Source organism: Acinetobacter lwoffii, from assembly GCF_024129715.1.
Lineage (GTDB): Bacteria > Pseudomonadota > Gammaproteobacteria > Pseudomonadales > Moraxellaceae > Acinetobacter > Acinetobacter lwoffii_U.
The window spans coordinates 66,570-85,820 of the sequence record NZ_JAMXXM010000007.1; the positions used below are offsets into that span (position 1 = coordinate 66,570).

The window sequence follows — 19,251 nt, forward strand, 5'->3', positions numbered from 1 at the left end:
CTAATTATTAATTGTACGTGAAAAAGACATATTTTGCAGTATACATGTGTATCTAAATCGAGGAGTTTTGCTCGTTATGAAGAGATATTGGAAATGATTATTTCCTGAGAATTTAAAGCGTTTGTTTTTTGCTTTTGCTATACTAAGCCGTTTTAAAATTCAGGTTATCTCTCATGGCGTCTTTATCTATTCAGGAACGTAAGCGTTTACGTCAAATCGGACATGCTTTAAACCCGGTCGTTATGCTGGGTGACAAAGGCCTGACTGAAAATGTCATCGAAGAATTGGCGCGTGCTTTAAACGATCACGAACTGATTAAAGTGAAAATCGTAGCTGAAGATCGTGAAGCGCGTGCAGCACTGATTGCTGAAATTTCAGAAGCGACTGGTGCTGAAGTGGTTCAAACTATTGGTAAAATTGCACTGCTTTACAAGAAAGCTGCGAAACAAAACCAAAAATTGTCCAACCTTGTCCGTTTCGCTCATTTGTCTAACTAAGTACAGGACTTATGGCAAGTTACGAGCTTAGCGCATTTGATCGCCGTTTTCAGGCCATCTCTCTGGTTGCCGCCATCGAACAGCAAGGCCCATACAATTTAAATGTGGGCTTCTGGATCCGTGATCCCAATCAGTACATCTTGTGGCCCGATATGGTGACGGCACATCCCCGTCAGGATTTCCTGTGGGAACAGACCTGCTTTGAAATTTTTATTGGGGTTCAGGGCCAAGATTTTTATCGTGAGATTAATCTTTCCCCTTCTCAGGCCTGGCAGGCTTATCAATTTGAAGAATACCGTTATCCTGAAGATATGCCACCGCAAGCTGCGGATGATATTGAGCTGAATCAGCTCAAACGTACGCATTATGGTCTTAATGTCAGTGTGGATCTGACTGATTTTATGGCAACCCATAAACTGAAATGGGAAAACTTGTTCTTGGGTTTATCTGCTGTTTTAAAAACCTCACAAGGTGATCAATACTATGCCATGCAGCATAGTAGTCCTCAGGCAGATTTTCATAACAAACGTGACTGGTTGCATGTATTTTAAATAGATTGACGCTGTGCATCAGCTATTTAAAGTGTAACAGGCGAATAAAACGTGAGACTTAAAGTCTCACGTTTTTGTTTATTGCTCAACAATGATTGTTCCTCTGTATAATTATTTTAGATTTTTTATTGTTTTCAACGTTCATATTTTAATGATGTAGATGATGCTGCTCCTGAATAGATTTCACAGCAGCATAAAGAATAAAAGCAAAAGTAATGATCATCAGAAGAATGGTCCCAAACACCAGTCCCAGCACTCCCAAACATAATACGATTACACCTAGATAAAGTATGCGCCCCAATCCGCTTTCCAGATTCAGTAGCATGATCAATATCAGTAAAATAAGTACACCTACAAAATGCTGTTGCATCGTGACCCCCTTTAATTGTTATTGTGAGTCCGTTTTGCTGCATAAAGACAAAGGAGAACATTTGATTGTTCTCCTTTTTAAATAGCGGCCTTTCAGCGCAGCCTAACTTTTCAGCTCAGGACTTTTGTCCGAGCTCTCTGTTTTCACCACGGGTTTGACTTTTTTCAGTACTTCAATGGTACTGTCCTTAGAACGTTTAAAAGTATCGGTCAGATGTTCCTTATGCTTGGTCGAAATCTGACTGACATCCTCTTTCAACTCTTTACCCAGATTAGATAAGTCTTCGAAGACAGCGTTGAATTCTGTCTTAATAAAGCTTTTCAGTTCAGTTAATTCTTTCTGCGAACCGAAAATCTGCTCCTTCAAAGTATCAATACGCTGTAACACCTCCTGCTTAAATTGACGCAATTGTTCCTGCACAGTGTCGCTTAACTGCTTGGCTTCAACTTCCAGCTTTTCCTTACTTTCCTCGATGGTTCCAATTGCCTGATCTTTAGCCTCGACTGCTACTTTTTCAAGCTTCTCGGCAGTTTCAGTGACCACGCTCGGAGTGATTTTTTTAGATGTAGTAGATTTAGGTGCTGTAGCCATTTGTCTTGTTCCTATTGTTATATCGACTAAGCTATATTAGTAGATTTGATAAAAATTAAGATTTGATTTGTCTGACAATTATTAATTGCTTACATTTTTTCACATTGCTTACAAAACAGACTTCCATGCAAAAAGCAAGCCATTTATCTCATACTTTCGCTGCAAAGCCGTTGGACTTTAGGGGTCATTCTGCGTATAATGCCGTGTTAAGTTCAAGCGAGCAGACATAGGAGGGTAGGTTTAAAAAATAGCCTTCCTTTTTTTTCGTCTTCTCGCTTTTTTACAGCCTAAATTTCAGGAGCTTTGGTTTGAGCACCCCAGCAATTTTAGCCCTTGCCGACGGAACTATCTTTAAAGGTACTTCGATTGGCGCATCGGGTAGTACGACTGGTGAAGTCGTTTTCAACACTGCCATGACTGGCTATCAAGAAATTTTGACTGACCCGAGTTATGCACAGCAACTTGTGACACTGACTTACCCACATATCGGTAACACAGGCTGTAATGAAGAAGACGCTGAATCAGGTCGTATTCATAAGGTTTGGGCGAACGGATTGATCATTCGTGACCTGCCTTTACTGCACAGTAACTTCCGTTCAACCCAATCATTAGCTGAATATTTGGTACAACACAATGTTGTGGCAATTGCGGATATCGACACGCGTAAATTGACACGTATCTTACGTGACAAAGGTGCGCAAAATGGCTGTATCCTTGCTGGCGAAAATATCACTGAAGCTGAAGCGCTTGAAAAAGCACGTGCATTTAGTGGTTTAAACGGTTTAGACCTGGCAAAAGAATGTTGCGACCCTGAAGGTTTTGAATGGACTGAAGGCTCTTGGACATTAGGCAAAGGTTTCTCTCAACCAGAAGCTAAATTCCATGTTGTTGCATACGATTACGGTGTCAAAACCAACATCTTACGTATGCTCGCAGACCGCGGTTGTAAACTGACTGTTGTGCCGGCGCAAACTCCTGCTGCTGATGTACTTGCACTGAATCCAGATGGCGTGTTCCTTTCGAACGGTCCTGGTGATCCGGCTGCATGTGACTACGCAATTGAAGCTGTAAAAACAATTGTAGAAACCACTGAAATTCCAGTATTTGGTATCTGCCTGGGTCACCAGATCCTTGCGCTTGCAAGTGGTGCTAAAACCTTAAAAATGCCTCACGGCCACCACGGTGCGAACCATCCTGTACAAAATCTTGATAACGGTACAGTGATGATTACTTCTCAAAACCATGGCTTCGCAGTCGATGAAAGCAATCTGCCTGATGTGTTGCGTGTAACGCATCGCTCACTGTTTGATGGCACCAACCAAGGTATCCATCGTACAGACAAACCTGCGTTCAGCTTCCAGGGTCACCCTGAAGCAAGCCCGGGTCCACATGACTGCGCACCATTGTTCGATCATTTCATCGAACTTATCGAAGCATCTAAGAAGTAATTAAGGAAGCATCATGGCTAAACGTACTGACATTAAAAGCATCTTGATTATTGGTGCTGGTCCGATTGTCATCGGTCAAGCATGTGAGTTTGACTACTCAGGTGCTCAAGCATGTAAAGCCCTTCGTGAAGAAGGTTACCGCGTTATTTTGGTCAACTCGAACCCAGCGACCATCATGACCGACCCAACCATGGCGGATGCAACTTACATTGAGCCAATAACTTGGCAAACTGTTGCAGCAATTATTGAGAAAGAACGCCCAGACGCTGTTCTTCCGACCATGGGTGGTCAAACTGCATTGAACTGTGCCCTTGCCCTCGATGAGCACGGCATTTTAGAAAAATTCAATGTTGAATTAATCGGTGCAACCAAAGAAGCGATTGAAAAAGCTGAAGACCGCAAACTGTTTGACCAGGCAATGCGTAAAATTGGTCTTGAATGTCCAAAAGCTGACGTTGCTGAGTCAATGGAACATGCTTTAGAAATTCAAGCACGTTTCGGCTTCCCAGTGATTATCCGTCCATCATTCACCATGGGTGGTTCTGGTGGCGGTATCGCTTATAACAAAGAAGAATTCATCGAAATTTGTGAACGCGGTTTCGATCTTTCTCCGACTAAACAATTATTGATCGATGAATCTTTAATTGGTTGGAAAGAGTACGAGATGGAAGTTGTTCGTGACAAAAACGACAACTGTATCATCGTATGTACGATTGAAAACTTTGACCCAATGGGCGTACACACTGGTGACTCAATCACTGTTGCTCCTGCGCAAACATTGACAGACAAAGAATTCCAACTTCTACGTAACGCATCTTTAGCTGTACTACGTGAAATTGGCGTAGAAACAGGTGGTTCTAACGTACAGTTCGGTATTTGTCCAAATACTGGTCGTATGGTGGTGATCGAGATGAACCCACGTGTATCACGTTCATCTGCCCTTGCCTCTAAAGCAACTGGTTTCCCAATTGCAAAAATCGCTGCGAAACTGGCTGTGGGTTATACCCTTGATGAATTGAAAAACGACATCACTGGCGGTACAACACCTGCATCGTTTGAACCTGCAATTGACTACGTTGTAACCAAGATTCCTCGTTTCAACTTCGAGAAATTCCCACAAGCTGACGCAACGCTTACAACTCAGATGAAATCTGTCGGTGAAGTGATGGCGATTGGTCGTAACTTCCAGGAATCTGTACAAAAAGCCCTTCGTGGTCTTGAAGTTGGCGCTTCTGGTTTTGACGAAAAAATTGAAGTGGGTGCTGAAGGCGCGCGCGACAAAATCTTGCAAGAGCTTAAAGTTCCAGGTCCTGAGCGTATTTGGTACGTGGGCGACGCATTCCGTCACGGCTTTACTTTAGACGAAGTATTCGCTGCAACGAACATTGACCGCTGGTTCTTGATTCAAATCGAAGACATCATCAAAACTGAAAACCAAATCAAAACTTTAGGTTTTGGCGACTTGAATGCGGACAACATCCGTGGGTTCAAACGTAAAGGTTTATCAGATCTTCGCATTGCCAACTTGATGGGCATTTCACAAAAACAATTCCGTAAACACCGTTGGAACCTGGGCGTAACTCCAGTTTACAAACGTGTGGATACATGTGCTGCAGAATTCGAATCTGATACAGCGTACATGTACTCAACTTACGATGAAGAATGTGAAGCAAACCCTTCAACCCGTGACAAGATCATGGTAATTGGTGGCGGCCCTAACCGTATTGGTCAAGGTATCGAGTTCGATTACTGCTGTGTACACGCTGCCCTGGCTATGCGTGAAGACGGCTATGAAACGATCATGGTAAACTGTAACCCTGAAACTGTTTCTACGGATTACGACACTTCAGATCGTTTGTACTTCGAACCGATCACTTTAGAAGACGTTTTAGAAATCGTGCGTATCGAGAAGCCTAAAGGCATTATCGTTCAGTACGGTGGTCAAACACCTTTGAAATTGGCTCGTGCTTTAGAAGAAGCTGGTGCTCCAATCATTGGTACATCGCCTGACGCAATTGACCGTGCAGAAGACCGTGAACGTTTCCAGCAAATGATTCAACGTCTACAACTTCGCCAACCAAACAACAGCATCGTAAAATCTGCTGAAGAAGGTATGGCTGAAGCGTCTAAAGTAGGCTACCCACTTGTCGTACGTCCTTCTTACGTCCTTGGTGGTCGTGCGATGGAAATCGTGTACAACGATGAAGAACTTAAACGCTACTTACGTGATGCAGTTCAAGCATCAAACGAAGCGCCTGTTCTTCTTGACCGTTTCTTAGATGATGCGATCGAAGTTGACGTAGACTGCGTATCTGACGGTAAAGACGTTGTGATTGGCGGCATCATGCAGCACATTGAACAAGCGGGTATTCACTCAGGTGACTCGGCATGTTCGATTCCTCCTTACTCTCTATCTAAAGAGATTCAGGACGAAATGCGTCGTCAAACCGTGGCTATGGCAAAAGAGCTTGGCGTGATCGGTTTGATGAACGTTCAGTTTGCGGTTAAAGGCGAAGACGTTTACATCCTGGAAGTGAACCCACGTGCATCACGTACTGTGCCGTTTGTTTCTAAATGTATCGGCGAATCTTTAGCGAAAGTTGCTGCACGTTGTATGGCTGGTCAATCTCTTGAGTCGCAAGGCTTTACATCAGAGATTATTCCTGAGCACTTCTCTGTCAAAGAAGCCGTGTTCCCGTTCAACAAATTCCCTGGTGTTGACCCGATCCTTGGCCCTGAGATGAAATCGACTGGCGAAGTGATGGGTGTTGGTAAAACATTTGGTGAAGCGTTCTATAAAGCTGTACTAGGTGCAAACGAGCGTTTACCCGGTCTTCCAACTGAAGGCGAAGTGAAACACGCATTTATCTCTGTACGTGACTCAGATAAACCACGCGCGGCGGGTATCGCAAAACAATTGATTGACCTAGGCTTCAAGATTCTTGCAACTGATGGTACATTTAAAGTGATTAGCGATGCTGGTCTTGAATGTGAACGTGTCAATAAAGTGACTGAAGGTCGTCCTAACATTGTAGACCGTATCAAAAACGGCGAAATCCACCTTGTGATTAACACGACTGAAGGCAAAAAGGCACAAGAAGACTCATTCTCGATCCGTCGTTCAGCACTTCAAGGTAAAGTGTATAACACAACTACATTGAATGGTGCAGATGCAGTATGCCAAGCTTTAGCAATTAAATTGCCGATGGATGTATATCGTTTGCAAGACCTAACTAAAGGTTAATTCGCTTCCAAGAAGTCCCGCTACCTTCTTGGTGGCGGGCTTTTTTTTATTTATAGATTTTATATCTTTCAACTGACTTTTGAGGGACAACATGCAACGTTATCCTATGACACCTGAAGGCAAAATTGCCTTAGAGAAAGAATTACACCAACTGAAAACAGTGGATCGTCCACGTATTACAGCTTCAATTGCAGAAGCTCGTGAACACGGTGACTTAAAAGAAAATGCAGAATACCATGCAGCACGTGAACAGCAAGGCTTCTGTGAAGGCCGTATTCAGGACATCGAAGGCAAACTGGGTGCAGCTCAGGTGATCGATGTCAAAGAACTTGAACAGAATGGTCGTGTGGTTTTTGGTGTAACGGTCACGATTGAAAATCTGGATACTGAAGAGCAGAAAACCTATAAAATTGTAGGCGATGACGAAGCAGACTTTAAGATTAACAAGATCTCTGTAAACTCGCCGATCGCACGTGGTCTTTTAGGTAAAAACGAAGGCGACGATGTGAAAATCAATACACCAAACGGTGAAGTTGAATACGAAATTGTGAAAGTTGAATATATCTAAATTTTAGATATTTAAGCTTGCATGAACCCCTCGATTGAGGGGTTTTTTACCTTTATTCGCCTCTTACAAATGGATTAGCTCTGTGCTTCTTTTAAAAACCCCGATGCAAATAAATTAAATGCATATAAGGCCTCAGGGAGTACCTGCTCAGGATGTTCGCTAGAAGCCACCCAGAGTGCTGCATTCATCGCTGCACCATTTAAAAATACCGCAGCAGCTTCCGGATCAACTATTTTAATTCGGTCTGCTACCAATAATTGTTCAACACATTCACGCGTGGACTGCAAACATCTGTTTTGGCTTGGCCAATGTGCAGGATCACCTAGCACAGCCGGCCCATCACGTAACACAATGCGCTGGAATTCTGGATTCAGGGCATTTTGAATATAGGTCCGCCCTTCCAGCATCAATCCTTCCCACAGATCATCAGGCTGCTCCAGATGTTGCTGCGCAGATGAAGCCATTTCCGAATCGATCTGGTCGACCACTGCAGCAAATAAGCCTTTTTTATCGCCAAAATGATGATACAACGCTCCACGGGTCAGCCCTGCTTCTGCCGTGAGCTTATCCATTGAAGTGTCTGCATAACCATATTCAGCAAATGTACGGCGCGCTACTTTTATCAGTTTCTTACGGGTTTCCGCCATTTTTTGTTCACGAACAGACATGAATTACTTTACCTCATCATCATAAAAATTTTAATTGACATACGCTCCGTATGTCAATTATGTTTACATACGATGCGTATGTGAAAGTTAAGTTGCTTTCACTCACTTATAAATTAGATATTGAATGAGAATAGACATGACTAGAACTGCGATATTTCCCCAAGACCGCCATGCCCTCTATGAACAGCATGGTTATTCTGCTGCAATTAAATCGCAAGATTTACTCTTCGTTTCTGGTCAGGTCGGTAGCCGTGAAGATGGCTCTCCTGAACCAGATTTCGAGAAACAGGTAGAACAGGCTTTTAAAAACTTAGCTGCAACTTTGGCAGCGGCTGGTTGTACTTTCGATGATATTGTTGATGTCACCACCTTTCACACTGATCCAGAACAGCAGTTCGAAAGCATCATGAAAGTTAAAAATCAGGTGTTTACGCAAAAGCCTTATCCTAATTGGACAGCTGTAGGTGTCACGTGGTTAGCAGGTTTTGATTTTGAAATTAAGGTGATTGCTCGTATTCCTCCAGCATCGACCACAGCTTAATCATTGTTTTATGCGTGCGCGAATGTCTTTTAGATATTATTCAGCAAGTTTAAACCCCGATTAGGTATAATTTCTTATTCACTATTTTTTGTATCTCCCTTATGTCTGAAAAGTTAATTAATTCTCCTGTAAAGCATTGGTGTGAGTTCGAGTTTATTTCGAAAACGGTGAAAAATCCGAATATTCACATTAAAGGGAATTACTCATACTACTCAGCTTATTGGGATCAGGGTTTTGAGCGTTGTGTGGTGCGTTATTTACATGATAAGCCTGCAACGCCTGAGAAGCCGATTGATCAGCTCTATATCGGCAATTTCGTCTGTTTTGGCGCAGAATGCGTGATTATGATGGGTAGCAACCAATTGCACCGTATCGACTGGATTTCAGCGTTTCCGTTCGATACACGGGGTTTTGAGCTTGCTGGTGATACGATCATTCGTGATGGCTGCTGGATCGGCTCTCGTGCCATAATTATGCCCGGTGTACAGCTTGGTGAAGGTGCTGTGGTCGCAACGGGGGCTGTCGTGACTGAAGATGTTCCATCTTATGCAGTGGTTGGTGGCGTACCTGCAAAAATTATTAAATATCGTTTCCCTGAGGAAGATATAAAAAAACTGCTGTCACTTAAGCTTTATGACTTAGATGAAAAGCAGTTTCTAAAAATGCGTGAACAGTTGCAGACGGATGATGTTAAATCACTATTCCATCATGTACAAAATTTCATCTAAACATTATATTTATTCCAAATAATTATTTTGAATAAATATGCAACTTTCAACTAAAACACTGGAAAAACTGCGCGACCTTATTAATGAAACTACCGAATATAGATCCGGCCCTAAAATTATAGATTTTTTTTCGGCTTTTGATTACACAGATGTATATGGTCAAGGTTTTCCATCAAGATGGGCATACACAGATTCTCGTTTAGCAAAGATAAATAGTAGCGAAAAGATAAAAATCTGCATTCAAAAACTCTTTAATCCTATTAATTATATGGATGACCTAAAGAGATTGGATACGCTAATAGCTGATTTTAATAAGTATCTTCAATTTGATAAATTTCTAGTTGTTCGAAAAAACACAGAAATTCATCTTAAACCTATTCATGAAATAAATCTCGATGAAAACTTACATACAGAAAAAGAATATCTAGAAAATAACTTTATTAAACACGAATTCAAAGTTGATTACTCACAACTCAATTTAATACCAACACTACTTCCTGTAATTGATAGTCGAATGCGAGAAATTGAAAAAGCATTTAAAGCAGAAGCGTACTTATCAGTAGTCTTACTAGCAGGTAGCACACTAGAAGGATTATTCTTAAATATTGCATCCTCAAACCCTAAGGTTTTTAATTTATCTCCACATAGTCCTAAAAAAGATGGAAAAGTTAAAAATTTTGATCAATGGACGCTCAATAATTTTATTGAAGTATCCCATTCCATTGGAATAATCGAGAAAGATACCTATAGATTCAGCAAAGAACTAAGAGATTTTAGAAATTATATTCACCCATTTCAGCAAATGACTGAAAGATTTTCGCCTAGAGAACAAACAGCAAAAATTTGTCTACAGGTCTTAAAATCAGCCATCTCAGATATTCAAACTAACAAAAATAAATTTCAGCCATAAAAAAACCCACTCAATCGGAGCGGGTTTTTTCAGAATATGGTGGCTATGACGAGACTTGAACTTGTGACCCCCGCATTATGAGTGCGGTGCTCTAACCAACTGAGCTACATAGCCTTAAACTGTGCGCGCATTATGGGATTTTCTGTAAATCACGTCAACCCCATATTGTGCTGTTTGATCAAAATTTGTTGAAGTGAGCCGATAAGCCGGGTTCTGTCGTGAACGATCATTCCTCTAGGCGCACAATCACTCATGCGCTCAAGCGACCTACCCGAATCCAGCATGGGCCATGCCTAATGGATTCCTATTTGGTCTTGCTTCCGGTGGGGTTTACCTCGCCATGAACTGTTACCAGCCATGCGGTGCGCTCTTACCGCACCCTTTCACCCTTACCTCCGATTCCGATTGCTCGAAAACATAATGAAGGCGGTCTTCTCTCTGCTGCACTTGCCGTCGGTTTACACCGCCCAGGCGTTACCTGGCACCTTGCCCTATGAAGCCCGGACTTTCCTCCCCTGCTTCAATCACGGAGATTTCCACAGCAGCGATCGTCTGGCTCACTTCGAGCGGCATAGTATCAAATATCGAGACTAATTGCTTGATGTTTTTTGAGCAGTCAGTTTTTCATACTTGGCTTGCAGCTGTTCCTGCGTTTCGACATGATTCGGATCCAGTGGAATACAATCCACCGGACAGAACAACTGGCACTGCGGTTGATCATGATGTCCGACGCACTCTGTACATAAATCTGGATGAATCTCATAAATGAGTTCACCCATATAGATGGCCTCATTCGGGCATACAGGTTCACAGACATCACAGTTAATACATTCATCGGTGATATATAAAGACACGCTACCAACCTTGTTGAAGTTTACGCTCGAAGGCCGCAACCACGTTTGGTGGTACAAATTTGGTTACATCACCTCTTAATCGAGCAATTTCACGCACCAAAGTGGATGAAATAAAAGAATATTGCTCTGAAGGGGTTAAAAACACCGCTTCAAAGTGGGAGTCCAGCTGACGGTTCATATTGGCCAGCTGAAATTCGTACTCAAAATCAGACACTGCCCGCAAACCACGCAATACAGCAGTCGCCTTTTGCTCACGGAAAAAATTGACGAGCAAACCATCAAAGCCTACAAATTCAACATTGTCCAAATGACTCAATGACTCTTTCGCCAATGCGACACGCTCTTCCAGACTGAATACCGGATTCTTATGATGACCAATGGCAATCGCCACTACGACTTCATCAAACATTCGCGCTGCGCGTGTTACCAAATCAATATGTCCATTGGTAATTGGATCAAAAGTCCCCGGATAAATCACACGAGTTTTAGACATCCATTTGTACTCTGTTTGTTATGTAGAATCTTATTTTAGCAAAAACTTGTTTTTTTGGTGAATAATCCTCATTAATTTAAAAAACTTCACCTTATTTCTAGTTGCGGTACAATAGCAGCACGTTTGGAAGTATCAGATTATGGCGAAAGCATCTATTGTAGTAAAAAAAAATAATGGCGGTACCATTGCACTGAATAAACGTGCCCGCCACGATTATTTTATTGAAGAGAAATTTGAAGCGGGGCTTTCATTAAAAGGTTGGGAAGTCAAATCAATGCGTGCTGGTCGCATGACCATCGTAGAAAGTTATATTACCTTTAAAAATGGTGAAGCGTTCTTGTTTGGTGCACAGGTTCAGCCCTTGTTAAGCGCTTCGACCCATGTGGTGCCTGAAGCAACCCGTACTCGCAAGCTGTTGCTGAATCGCCGTGAAATTGAAAAGCTGATGGGTGCGATTAACCAGAAAGGTTATTCCTGCGTACCACTGGCGTGTTACTGGAAAGGTCCACATGCCAAACTGGAAATTGCCTTGGTGAAAGGTAAGCAACTCCATGACAAACGTGCCACCGAAAAAGACCGTGACTGGCAACGTGATAAAGCGCGAATTTTCCATAAATAATGGATTAAAAGTTGAATATAAAAAAACCTCCGCATTTGGAGGTTTTTTTATGGTTTTAAGTATGGCTATTTAAACGCGCTAGAGTCAAAGCAATATATTCACCAAACCAGAACGCAGTTTTTAAATCGCCTTCAGGTGGGGTCACTTCTACCGGTGCGTTATCTGACTGGGTCATTAAACCCAAAAAGCTCGACATCCGGTTCAGATCCGTGACGGCACGTCCTGTCGGCATTAATGGCAATCCACTCCACAACATCCCGTGCTGCATGGCAAACAGGTTGATTTGCTGCAGGACCGCCAGCTTGTCACCACTAAGTCCACCACCATTGGTAAAGGCTGCTGCCAGTTTTCCCTGCCAGCTACGTGCCAGCCAGCGCTTAGAGGATTGCTCCATAAACAGCTTCATGGCAGAGGTCAGGCTACCCATATAGGTCGGACAACCAAAGATAATTGCATCGGCGGCGTCTAGTACATCCCAGTCTATATGTTCGACATTCATCATATGCACCTGAACACCGGTTTCCCGTGCACCATCGGCAATAAAATTTGCCACTTTAGCCGTGTGTCCATAAGGACTGTGATAAACAATCGCAACAGATTTGGAAGATAGGGACATAACGCTCAAAAGCCAAAAAATTCAGTTAAGTTTAACATTTTCATGTCATAAACACGAATGTCGCCATACGCCCTGTTTTTGGTTCACGGCGATAAGAAAAATATTCCTCTGGCTGGCGATAAGAACACTGATCTCCACCCAATACGGTACTTATGCCGTGTTGCTGCAAGATATAACGCGCAATCGCATACAGGTCGGCATAATATTTACCTGCCTGTTCCCCGACCTGAAATGCACTGTCCAGTTCAGGATATTTACTACAAAAAGCCGCTTTTACTTCAGCGCTAATTTCAAAACATGGTTGACTAATGGCTGCCCCGAGCCAGGCCCAGGTCGGCGGAGTTTGCATGGCGACAATGGTATTTTCAACAATTCCACCCGCCAGACCACGCCAGCCGGCATGCAGATTCGCCACTTCTGTACCTTCCGCATTACCTAATACCACCGGCAAGCAATCTGCCGTCATCATCATTAAGGCATGCGCCTTACGCTGCGTCACCAGACCATCTCCGACCAATGCGGTAAATGGCATCTGCTCATTAATGGAATGGCAAATGGTGCTATGCGTCTGGGTCATCCAGGTAATTTTATCTACGCCAAAGGCAGCGAAATCCTGCAATAAAGCCATACGATGCTGTTGTACCCGTTGCGCATCATCCTGCACATGCAAGGCCAGATTAAAACCTGCAAGCTCAGGCTGCGTGGACGGCTGCACTTTCATATGGTGAACGCGGGTCTGACCCACATATACACCTTGTGGAAGTCCTAGTACAAATTGCATCTCAATTCCTTGCTTTGACGCGAACTAAATAAAAAGATTAATAGGCTTTGTTTTCGGTACGCAGTACTTCAACCAGATTGGCAAAGTCTTCCGGCCACGGCGCTTCAAAGGTCATTTCTTCTTTGGTACGCGGATGTTTCAGACCCAGTTGCACGGCATGCAAGGCCTGACGTTTAAAGCCACGTAAAGTGTCATCTAATAATTGCGATGCACCTGCTGGCATACGGACACGCGGCATATACACCTGATCGCCCACCAAGCCAAAACCGATATAGCTGAAATGTACACGAATCTGATGAGTACGTCCGGTTTCCAGACGGGCTTGAACACGGGTAAAATGCTGGAAACGCTCTTTGACATTGTAATGCGTCACCGCGTCTTTACCGCCTGGAAGTACAGTCATTTTTACACGATCTACCGGATGACGTTTGATTGGTTCATCAATGGTACCGCCAGCAATAATATTGCCGTAAACCACCAGGTCATACAGGCGATATACTGATTTTTTCTCAAGCTGTTTGCTGAGAGAAAACTGTGCTTCCAGATTTTTGGCAACGACCAGCAGACCACTGGTGTCTTTGTCGATACGATGTACCAGACCTGCACGCGCCAGTTCAGCCGATTTCGGATAGTGATGCAATAAAGCATTCACCAAGGTGCCAGAACTATTGCCAGCGCCCGGATGTACCACCATACCGACTGGTTTGTTGATGACCATAATGTCATCATCTTCATAGATGATATCCAGTGGAATATCTTCCGGCAGACTGCGCGTTTGCGCTTCAAGCTCAACATTTAAAGTCAGGGTTTCAAAACCATCACTTTTAAATTTCGGCTTAACCGGTTGACCATTCACCAATAAATTGCCATCTTTAATCCATTGCTTTAATTTTTCTCGAGAAAAATCGCTCCAGACCATTGCGGCAATCTGGTCGATCCGTTGCCCGATATAAGTTTCATCCAGTTGAAATTGCAACGATAAACGTGTTGCAGTTGCTTCTGAAGTATGGTTATCTGCATCCTCAGAATCTTCAAGTAAATTGAAATCAGTATCAGGGATATTAGAATTGGAAGATTGTGCTTGACTCATTTGCTCATTCAGACAAAAGTGGTTTAATAGTGCAATTGTAGCTCATTGCCCGTATTAACAGAGGAATTTTTATGTCGCTACCACATTATAAAATGACAATGCTTGCTGTGACATTAGGCATTGCATCGGCAATGGTAGGCTGTAGCAGTAATCCAAAAAAAGAAGTCGTGGATAAAGGTCCAGAATCTAGCGAACAGGTTTATATTCAAAAAGCACAGAAAGCGCTAGATCGTAATCAATATACCGATGCAGCAAAACAGTTAGAAGCGCTGGAAACTTATTTCCCGACCAGTCAGTATGCCCCGCAAGCGCAGCTTGAACTGTTGTATGTGAAATTCCAGCAAAAAGATTATGAAGGTGCGGTTGCACTGGCAGAGCGTTTTATCCGTCTGAACCCGCAACATCCAAATGTCGACTATGCTTACTATGTACGCGGTGTCGCCAATATGGAACAGAACTATAACGGCCTGCTACGTTATACCTCACTGAAACAGTCGCATCGTGATGTCAGCTACCTGAAAGTGGCTTACCAGAATTTTGTTGATTTCATTCGCCGCTATCCATCTAGCACCTATGCAGTCGATGCCGCACAGCGTATGCAGTTTATCGGTCAGGAACTGGCTGAGCATGAAATGAATGCAGCACGTTTTAACATCAAGCGTAAGGCTTACTTGGCAGCAGTTGAGCGTGGCTTATGGGTAATTGAACATTATCCTCAAACTCCGCAGATTCCAGAAGCACTGGCAACGGTTGCTTATGGCTATGCTCAGCTAGGTGATGAAGCGACTTCTCAGCAATATGTGGATGTATTAAAGCTGAATTATCCAAATCTGGTGAAATCAGATGGTACGGTAAATCTGCGTGCAGCGCGTAGCGAAAGCAGTTTCTTTAACCGTGCGACACTGGGTATTTTTGGTAAAGAAGCCAAGACTGTAACCGACACCGATGCACAGTCAGATGCACCAGAAACTGAAAAGCGCAGCATCACCAATCGCATTTCATTTGGTTTGCTGGATCGTCCTAAAACGGCTGAATAAGACTAAACAAGTCCGGCAGCATCAGCAAATAAGACAGCGCTTTACAGGTGCATTTTCCTCAAGGGCAAGGTATCATACTTGCCCTTTTGCATTGTCTGGCCCAGGCTTGAACAAATCGTGCAAAAGGTATACAAAGGAACTTAAAATATTCAATGTTCAACCAGACTATTTTCATTTTTTCAGTGATTTAGACCTTAGATACCAGCACGAGAAGCTCAGCAGACCATGGCCATTCCTCAACATACGATTGATCAGATTCTCGATCGCACCGATATTGTCGATGTGATTGGTCAATTCGTAAAACTGAAAAAAACGGGCCGTACCTATTCAGGCTGCTGCCCTTTTCATCAGGAAAAATCACCGTCTTTCCACGTCTATCGTGATAAACAGTATTTTCACTGTTTTGGCTGTCAGGCCAACGGTAATGCCATCCGTTTTTTAATGAACATTGGCAGCCGTAATTTTGTCGAAGTGATGAAAGATCTGTCCAGTCAGACCGGCATCGAACTGCCTAAAGACAATACCGATTCCAATAAATTAAAATATAAACGTGAAGCAGCCAAACCTAAAATTGCGCCTGCTCAAGCGGCACCACAAGCTCAGCCGCAACAAAATAACGCCCCAACAGAAAATAATAGTGCTGCCTCTACGGCGAGTTTCGATCCATTTGCAGAGTTTCAGGCAGTCGAACAGGATTTTTATGGTGACCCTTTTGCTTCTTTTGAACACCTGCCCATGGCAGAAGTTCAACAAGACGGTAATCTCTATGATCTGCTGGAAAATATCGCGCAGTTCTATGAGCGCCAGTTACCCAACAGCCCGAGCGCTCAGCAATACTTTAAACAGCGTGGTCTGACTACAGAAACCATTGCCTATTGGCGCTTAGGCTATGCGCCCGAAGACTGGCAACATCTGGAAAAAGCCTTTCCTCAGGATATTGAAGGCTTAAAACTTTTAGGTCTGATTCGTACCAGCGACAGTGGCCGTGATTTTGATCTGCTGCGTGAACGGGTGATTTTCCCGATCCGTGATACCAAGGGGCGTGTGGTCGGCTTTGGTGGTCGCGCACTCAATGACGAGATTAAACCTAAATATATCAACTCGCCAGATTCTGAGGTCTTCCATAAAAACCAGTTGCTGTATGGTCTGTATGAAGGGCGCAAGCAGAAAGCCCAAGAATGGTTGATGGTCGAAGGCTATATGGATGTGATTGCGCTCCAGCAATATGGCATTCATGGCGCAGTGGCGACTTTAGGGACAGCGAGTAATACCGACCACCTGAATATTCTGTTCAAGCAGAGCAACCGGCTGACCATTGCCTTTGATGGGGATGCTGCCGGTCAAAAAGCGGCGCGCCGTACTCTGGACATTGCCCTGCCCCTGCTGAATGATGGCCGAGAGCTGAAGTTCTTTGTTTTGCCCGCTGACCATGATCCAGATTCCTTGATCCGCCGTGAAGGGATAGAGAACTTTAGACGCCTATTGGAACAGGCGCCGTTGATGTCGGACTTCGTGTTTGCCCATCTGACCCAAAATCAGGACATCACCACACCTGAAGGAAAGAGTCAGGTTATGGGTGAACTAAAAAATCTGACCGAATTACTGCCCAAACACGGTTCCTTCCGTTATCTGCTGCAGCAATTTTTCCGTGAAAAACTGGGCTTTAACCGTAAATGGCAACCCAAGGTCAATACGGATGCGTCCTTAAGCTTTAGTACTAAAATTGATGCCGAAGAATATGTGATTGCGATCTTGATGAATCATCCTTATTTGTATATTCATTTTGAACCGCTGCGCGCGCTGGTGGCAGAAGATCAGTTGCTGTTTAAGATTTTGAATATTCTGAATGTGATTTTTGATGACTTACCAGATGATCCGGAACTGTCGATCTATTATGTGCTCGGTGCCTGCGCAGCCCATCATCATGAACTGCAGCATATTTTGCAGCATGCCAATGTCAGCGATTACACTTCATCGCCAGAACAGGCCGACAAACTCGCGGCTGATTTTTCGACCAAGCTGCAATATCAGTGTTTAAAAAACAAGATTAAGTCCAAGAAATTTAGCAGCATTGCTGAAATGAAAAACCTGAAAATGCAGATTTATGAAATTGACCGCAAACGCTCGATGACTCTGTTAGAAGACTGATTGTTCCACACCATTTATTCTTGTGCATCAAAAGAAGTCAGTGCTAGATCTCAGTATTATTTATCATTTTCTCAAATAATCAGGCTGGGTTTTATGTTGAAGTACAAATCAGCAAAGAACCAAGCTTCTCATCATGCTGATTAAAACGAATGCCTGGATTTACGACGCTTCGCGACTACATTGCCCAGTTCTTCCTGTAACAGCTCAAAATAGGTAGGATCTTCCGCTTTGGCCGCCTCACGCAGCACAATAGAAGTTGGATGCAACAGTTTTTGGGTTAAACGATGTGAAAACTCGGCCAGTACCGTTTCCGCCTTTTCGCCCTTGGCAATACGCTGCATTGCCAGTGACAATTCTTCCTGACGTAATGTTTCCCCGTGGTCACGATAGGCATGAATGGTCGCCCCGGCCTGTTTGACCTTTTGCTGGGTCATCAGTTCTGTAGCCAGCTGATTGACCATGATCTCAGCCTCAACAGCCGCTTGACGGCGCTGTGCCAGATTTTCTTCAATCACCGTTTGCAGATCATCGACGCCATATAGATAAACCCCATCCAGGCTTTCTACTTTGGCATCAATATCACGCGGAACGGCCAGATCCACCAGTAGCATCTGCTGGTAACGGCGTTTTTTCAGTGCAGCTTTTACATCCGCAAAGTTAATCACTTGATGCAAACTACCGGTACAACTGGAAATCACATCGGCACGATGCAAGTTGGCAGCTAACTGGTCAAAGTCGATAATTTCGACCTCAACCCGATGTGCAATTTCCTGCGCCAGAATGTCTGCACGTTCGCGGGTACGGTTACAGATGATGATCTTGCCCACACCCATTTCTGCAAGATGCTTAGCCACCAGACTGTTCATCTCTCCAGCTGCCACCACCATAATGGTCAGCTTGTCCGGGTGACTAAACACTTGCAAGGCAAGTTGTGCTACCGCATAGCCCATCGAGACCGCATGACTACCGACAGCCGTTTCCGAACGCACACGTTTAGCGGCATAAAAAGCATATTCAAAAATGCGGTTCAGGTTTTGCGAAACGGTATGAGAGTCTTTGGCCAGAGAAAGTGCGGTTTTGACCTGCCCCAGAATTTGTGGTTCACCTAGCATCAGTGAATCCAGACCACTGGCAACACGCATCAGATGCGTCACCGCTTGAGCATTTTCATAACGATAGACATGATGTTGCAGTTGTTTGACATCCACCCCATTTTTCTGGGCGAGCCAGTTCAGCACCATGTCAGCATTGTCAGACATGGCGTAAACTTCGGTCCGGTTACATGTAGACACCACCACCATGTCGTTCAGTTCAGGGTGTTGGCTTTGCTCGGCAAGAATGGCACTTAACTTTTCAGGGTTAAACGCCACTTGTTCGCGCAGTTCTACAGAGGCAGTTTGATGGTTGACACCCAATGCAAAGAAAGACATATCAGGTCATCATTTCACTAAATTTATGCTATTGTGCAACATCGGTGTCATAAAAAGCATTACTTGG

General features: G+C 43.7%; 20 protein-coding genes, 1 tRNA gene and 1 other RNA gene. 11 read left to right on the forward strand and 11 right to left on the reverse strand.

What is annotated here, in order from left to right:
• The first annotated feature begins 173 nt into the window (after positions 1-173).
• On the forward strand, positions 174-497 hold the full coding sequence (gene yhbY / locus NI462_RS07115; RefSeq protein WP_004280569.1) for a ribosome assembly RNA-binding protein YhbY: 324 nt from the start codon (positions 174-176) through the stop codon (positions 495-497).
• Positions 498-508: 11 nt separating this feature from the next.
• Positions 509-1,048 carry a DOMON-like domain-containing protein gene (locus NI462_RS07120; protein ID WP_005247704.1) on the forward strand — a complete coding sequence of 180 codons (540 nt, stop codon included), beginning with the start codon at positions 509-511 and terminating at the stop codon, positions 1,046-1,048.
• A 148-nt stretch (positions 1,049-1,196) separates the two neighbouring features.
• Here NI462_RS07120 and NI462_RS07125 read toward each other — a convergent pair whose 3' ends face one another.
• Positions 1,197-1,418, reverse strand: a complete 222-nt coding sequence (locus tag NI462_RS07125; RefSeq protein ID WP_004280572.1) for a hypothetical protein — start codon at positions 1,416-1,418, stop codon at positions 1,197-1,199.
• A 102-nt stretch (positions 1,419-1,520) separates the two neighbouring features.
• Complete coding sequence (locus NI462_RS07130) at positions 1,521-2,009, reverse strand: hypothetical protein (protein ID WP_044109436.1); 489 nt, start codon at positions 2,007-2,009, stop codon at positions 1,521-1,523.
• A 308-nt stretch (positions 2,010-2,317) separates the two neighbouring features.
• On the opposite strand from NI462_RS07130, the gene carA reads away from it, so the two are divergent.
• The 3 genes from carA to greA all read left to right on the forward strand — a co-directional run bounded on the left by carA (position 2,318) and on the right by greA (position 7,269).
• Complete coding sequence (gene carA / locus NI462_RS07135; RefSeq protein WP_253159784.1) at positions 2,318-3,457, forward strand: glutamine-hydrolyzing carbamoyl-phosphate synthase small subunit; 1,140 nt, start codon at positions 2,318-2,320, stop codon at positions 3,455-3,457.
• Between the two features lie 13 nt (positions 3,458-3,470).
• Complete coding sequence (gene carB / locus NI462_RS07140) at positions 3,471-6,701, forward strand: carbamoyl-phosphate synthase large subunit (protein ID WP_155861547.1); 3,231 nt, start codon at positions 3,471-3,473, stop codon at positions 6,699-6,701.
• Between the two features lie 91 nt (positions 6,702-6,792).
• Positions 6,793-7,269 (forward strand): transcription elongation factor GreA, encoded by a 477-nt coding sequence (gene greA, locus NI462_RS07145; protein ID WP_005103954.1) that lies wholly within the window; start codon positions 6,793-6,795, stop codon positions 7,267-7,269.
• Between the two features lie 74 nt (positions 7,270-7,343).
• Here the strand turns inward: greA and NI462_RS07150 are convergent, their stop codons facing one another.
• A complete protein-coding gene (locus NI462_RS07150; RefSeq protein ID WP_253159787.1) occupies positions 7,344-7,937 on the reverse strand; it encodes a TetR/AcrR family transcriptional regulator in 594 nt (197 codons plus the stop codon).
• A gap of 136 nt (positions 7,938-8,073) precedes the next feature.
• Here NI462_RS07150 and NI462_RS07155 point away from each other — a divergent pair, with 136 nt between their 5' ends.
• The 3 genes from NI462_RS07155 to NI462_RS07165 all read left to right on the forward strand — a co-directional run bounded on the left by NI462_RS07155 (position 8,074) and on the right by NI462_RS07165 (position 10,116).
• Positions 8,074-8,478, forward strand: coding sequence for a RidA family protein (locus NI462_RS07155; RefSeq protein ID WP_253159789.1), 405 nt, complete (start codon positions 8,074-8,076; stop codon positions 8,476-8,478).
• A 101-nt stretch (positions 8,479-8,579) separates the two neighbouring features.
• The gene (locus tag NI462_RS07160; RefSeq protein ID WP_213687548.1) at positions 8,580-9,206 is read left to right on the forward strand and encodes a CatB-related O-acetyltransferase; all 627 of its coding nucleotides are present in this window, start codon (positions 8,580-8,582) and stop codon (positions 9,204-9,206) included.
• A gap of 37 nt (positions 9,207-9,243) precedes the next feature.
• Positions 9,244-10,116, forward strand: coding sequence for a hypothetical protein (locus NI462_RS07165; protein WP_048882404.1), 873 nt, complete (start codon positions 9,244-9,246; stop codon positions 10,114-10,116).
• A gap of 37 nt (positions 10,117-10,153) precedes the next feature.
• Here NI462_RS07165 and NI462_RS07170 read toward each other — a convergent pair.
• The 4 genes from NI462_RS07170 to coaD all read right to left on the reverse strand — a co-directional run bounded on the left by NI462_RS07170 (position 10,154) and on the right by coaD (position 11,463).
• Positions 10,154-10,230: transfer RNA gene (locus NI462_RS07170), tRNA-Met, on the reverse strand.
• Positions 10,231-10,302: 72 nt separating this feature from the next.
• Positions 10,303-10,680: RNase P RNA component class A (gene rnpB / locus NI462_RS07175), an RNA gene on the reverse strand.
• A gap of 26 nt (positions 10,681-10,706) precedes the next feature.
• Positions 10,707-10,970 (reverse strand): YfhL family 4Fe-4S dicluster ferredoxin, encoded by a 264-nt coding sequence (locus NI462_RS07180; protein ID WP_004280584.1) that lies wholly within the window; start codon positions 10,968-10,970, stop codon positions 10,707-10,709.
• A gap of 1 nt (position 10,971) precedes the next feature.
• Complete coding sequence (coaD, locus tag NI462_RS07185; protein WP_004280585.1) at positions 10,972-11,463, reverse strand: pantetheine-phosphate adenylyltransferase; 492 nt, start codon at positions 11,461-11,463, stop codon at positions 10,972-10,974.
• A gap of 139 nt (positions 11,464-11,602) precedes the next feature.
• On the opposite strand from coaD, the gene smpB reads away from it, so the two are divergent.
• A complete protein-coding gene (smpB, locus tag NI462_RS07190; RefSeq protein WP_004280586.1) occupies positions 11,603-12,082 on the forward strand; it encodes an SsrA-binding protein SmpB in 480 nt (159 codons plus the stop codon).
• Positions 12,083-12,137: 55 nt separating this feature from the next.
• On the opposite strand, the gene NI462_RS07195 is transcribed toward smpB, so the two are convergent.
• The 3 genes from NI462_RS07195 to rluD are packed head-to-tail and all read right to left on the reverse strand — an operon-like array spanning position 12,138 to position 14,569.
• On the reverse strand, positions 12,138-12,698 hold the full coding sequence (locus NI462_RS07195; RefSeq protein ID WP_004645771.1) for a flavodoxin family protein: 561 nt from the start codon (positions 12,696-12,698) through the stop codon (positions 12,138-12,140).
• A 40-nt stretch (positions 12,699-12,738) separates the two neighbouring features.
• The gene (pgeF, locus tag NI462_RS07200) at positions 12,739-13,479 is read right to left on the reverse strand and encodes a peptidoglycan editing factor PgeF (RefSeq protein WP_253159791.1); all 741 of its coding nucleotides are present in this window, start codon (positions 13,477-13,479) and stop codon (positions 12,739-12,741) included.
• Between the two features lie 37 nt (positions 13,480-13,516).
• Positions 13,517-14,569, reverse strand: a complete 1,053-nt coding sequence (gene rluD, locus NI462_RS07205) for a 23S rRNA pseudouridine(1911/1915/1917) synthase RluD (protein ID WP_253159793.1) — start codon at positions 14,567-14,569, stop codon at positions 13,517-13,519.
• Between the two features lie 71 nt (positions 14,570-14,640).
• Here rluD and NI462_RS07210 point away from each other — a divergent pair, with 71 nt between their 5' ends.
• Positions 14,641-15,606: an outer membrane protein assembly factor BamD gene (locus NI462_RS07210; protein WP_253159794.1), complete on the forward strand. Its 966-nt coding sequence runs from the start codon at positions 14,641-14,643 to the stop codon at positions 15,604-15,606.
• Between the two features lie 225 nt (positions 15,607-15,831).
• Entirely contained in the window at positions 15,832-17,754 is a 1,923-nt protein-coding gene (locus tag NI462_RS07215; protein WP_253159796.1) for a DNA primase, read from the forward strand.
• Positions 17,755-17,894: 140 nt separating this feature from the next.
• Here the strand turns inward: NI462_RS07215 and hemA are convergent, their stop codons facing one another.
• On the reverse strand, positions 17,895-19,184 hold the full coding sequence (gene hemA / locus NI462_RS07220; protein ID WP_253159798.1) for a glutamyl-tRNA reductase: 1,290 nt from the start codon (positions 19,182-19,184) through the stop codon (positions 17,895-17,897).
• Positions 19,185-19,251 lie beyond the last annotated feature (67 nt).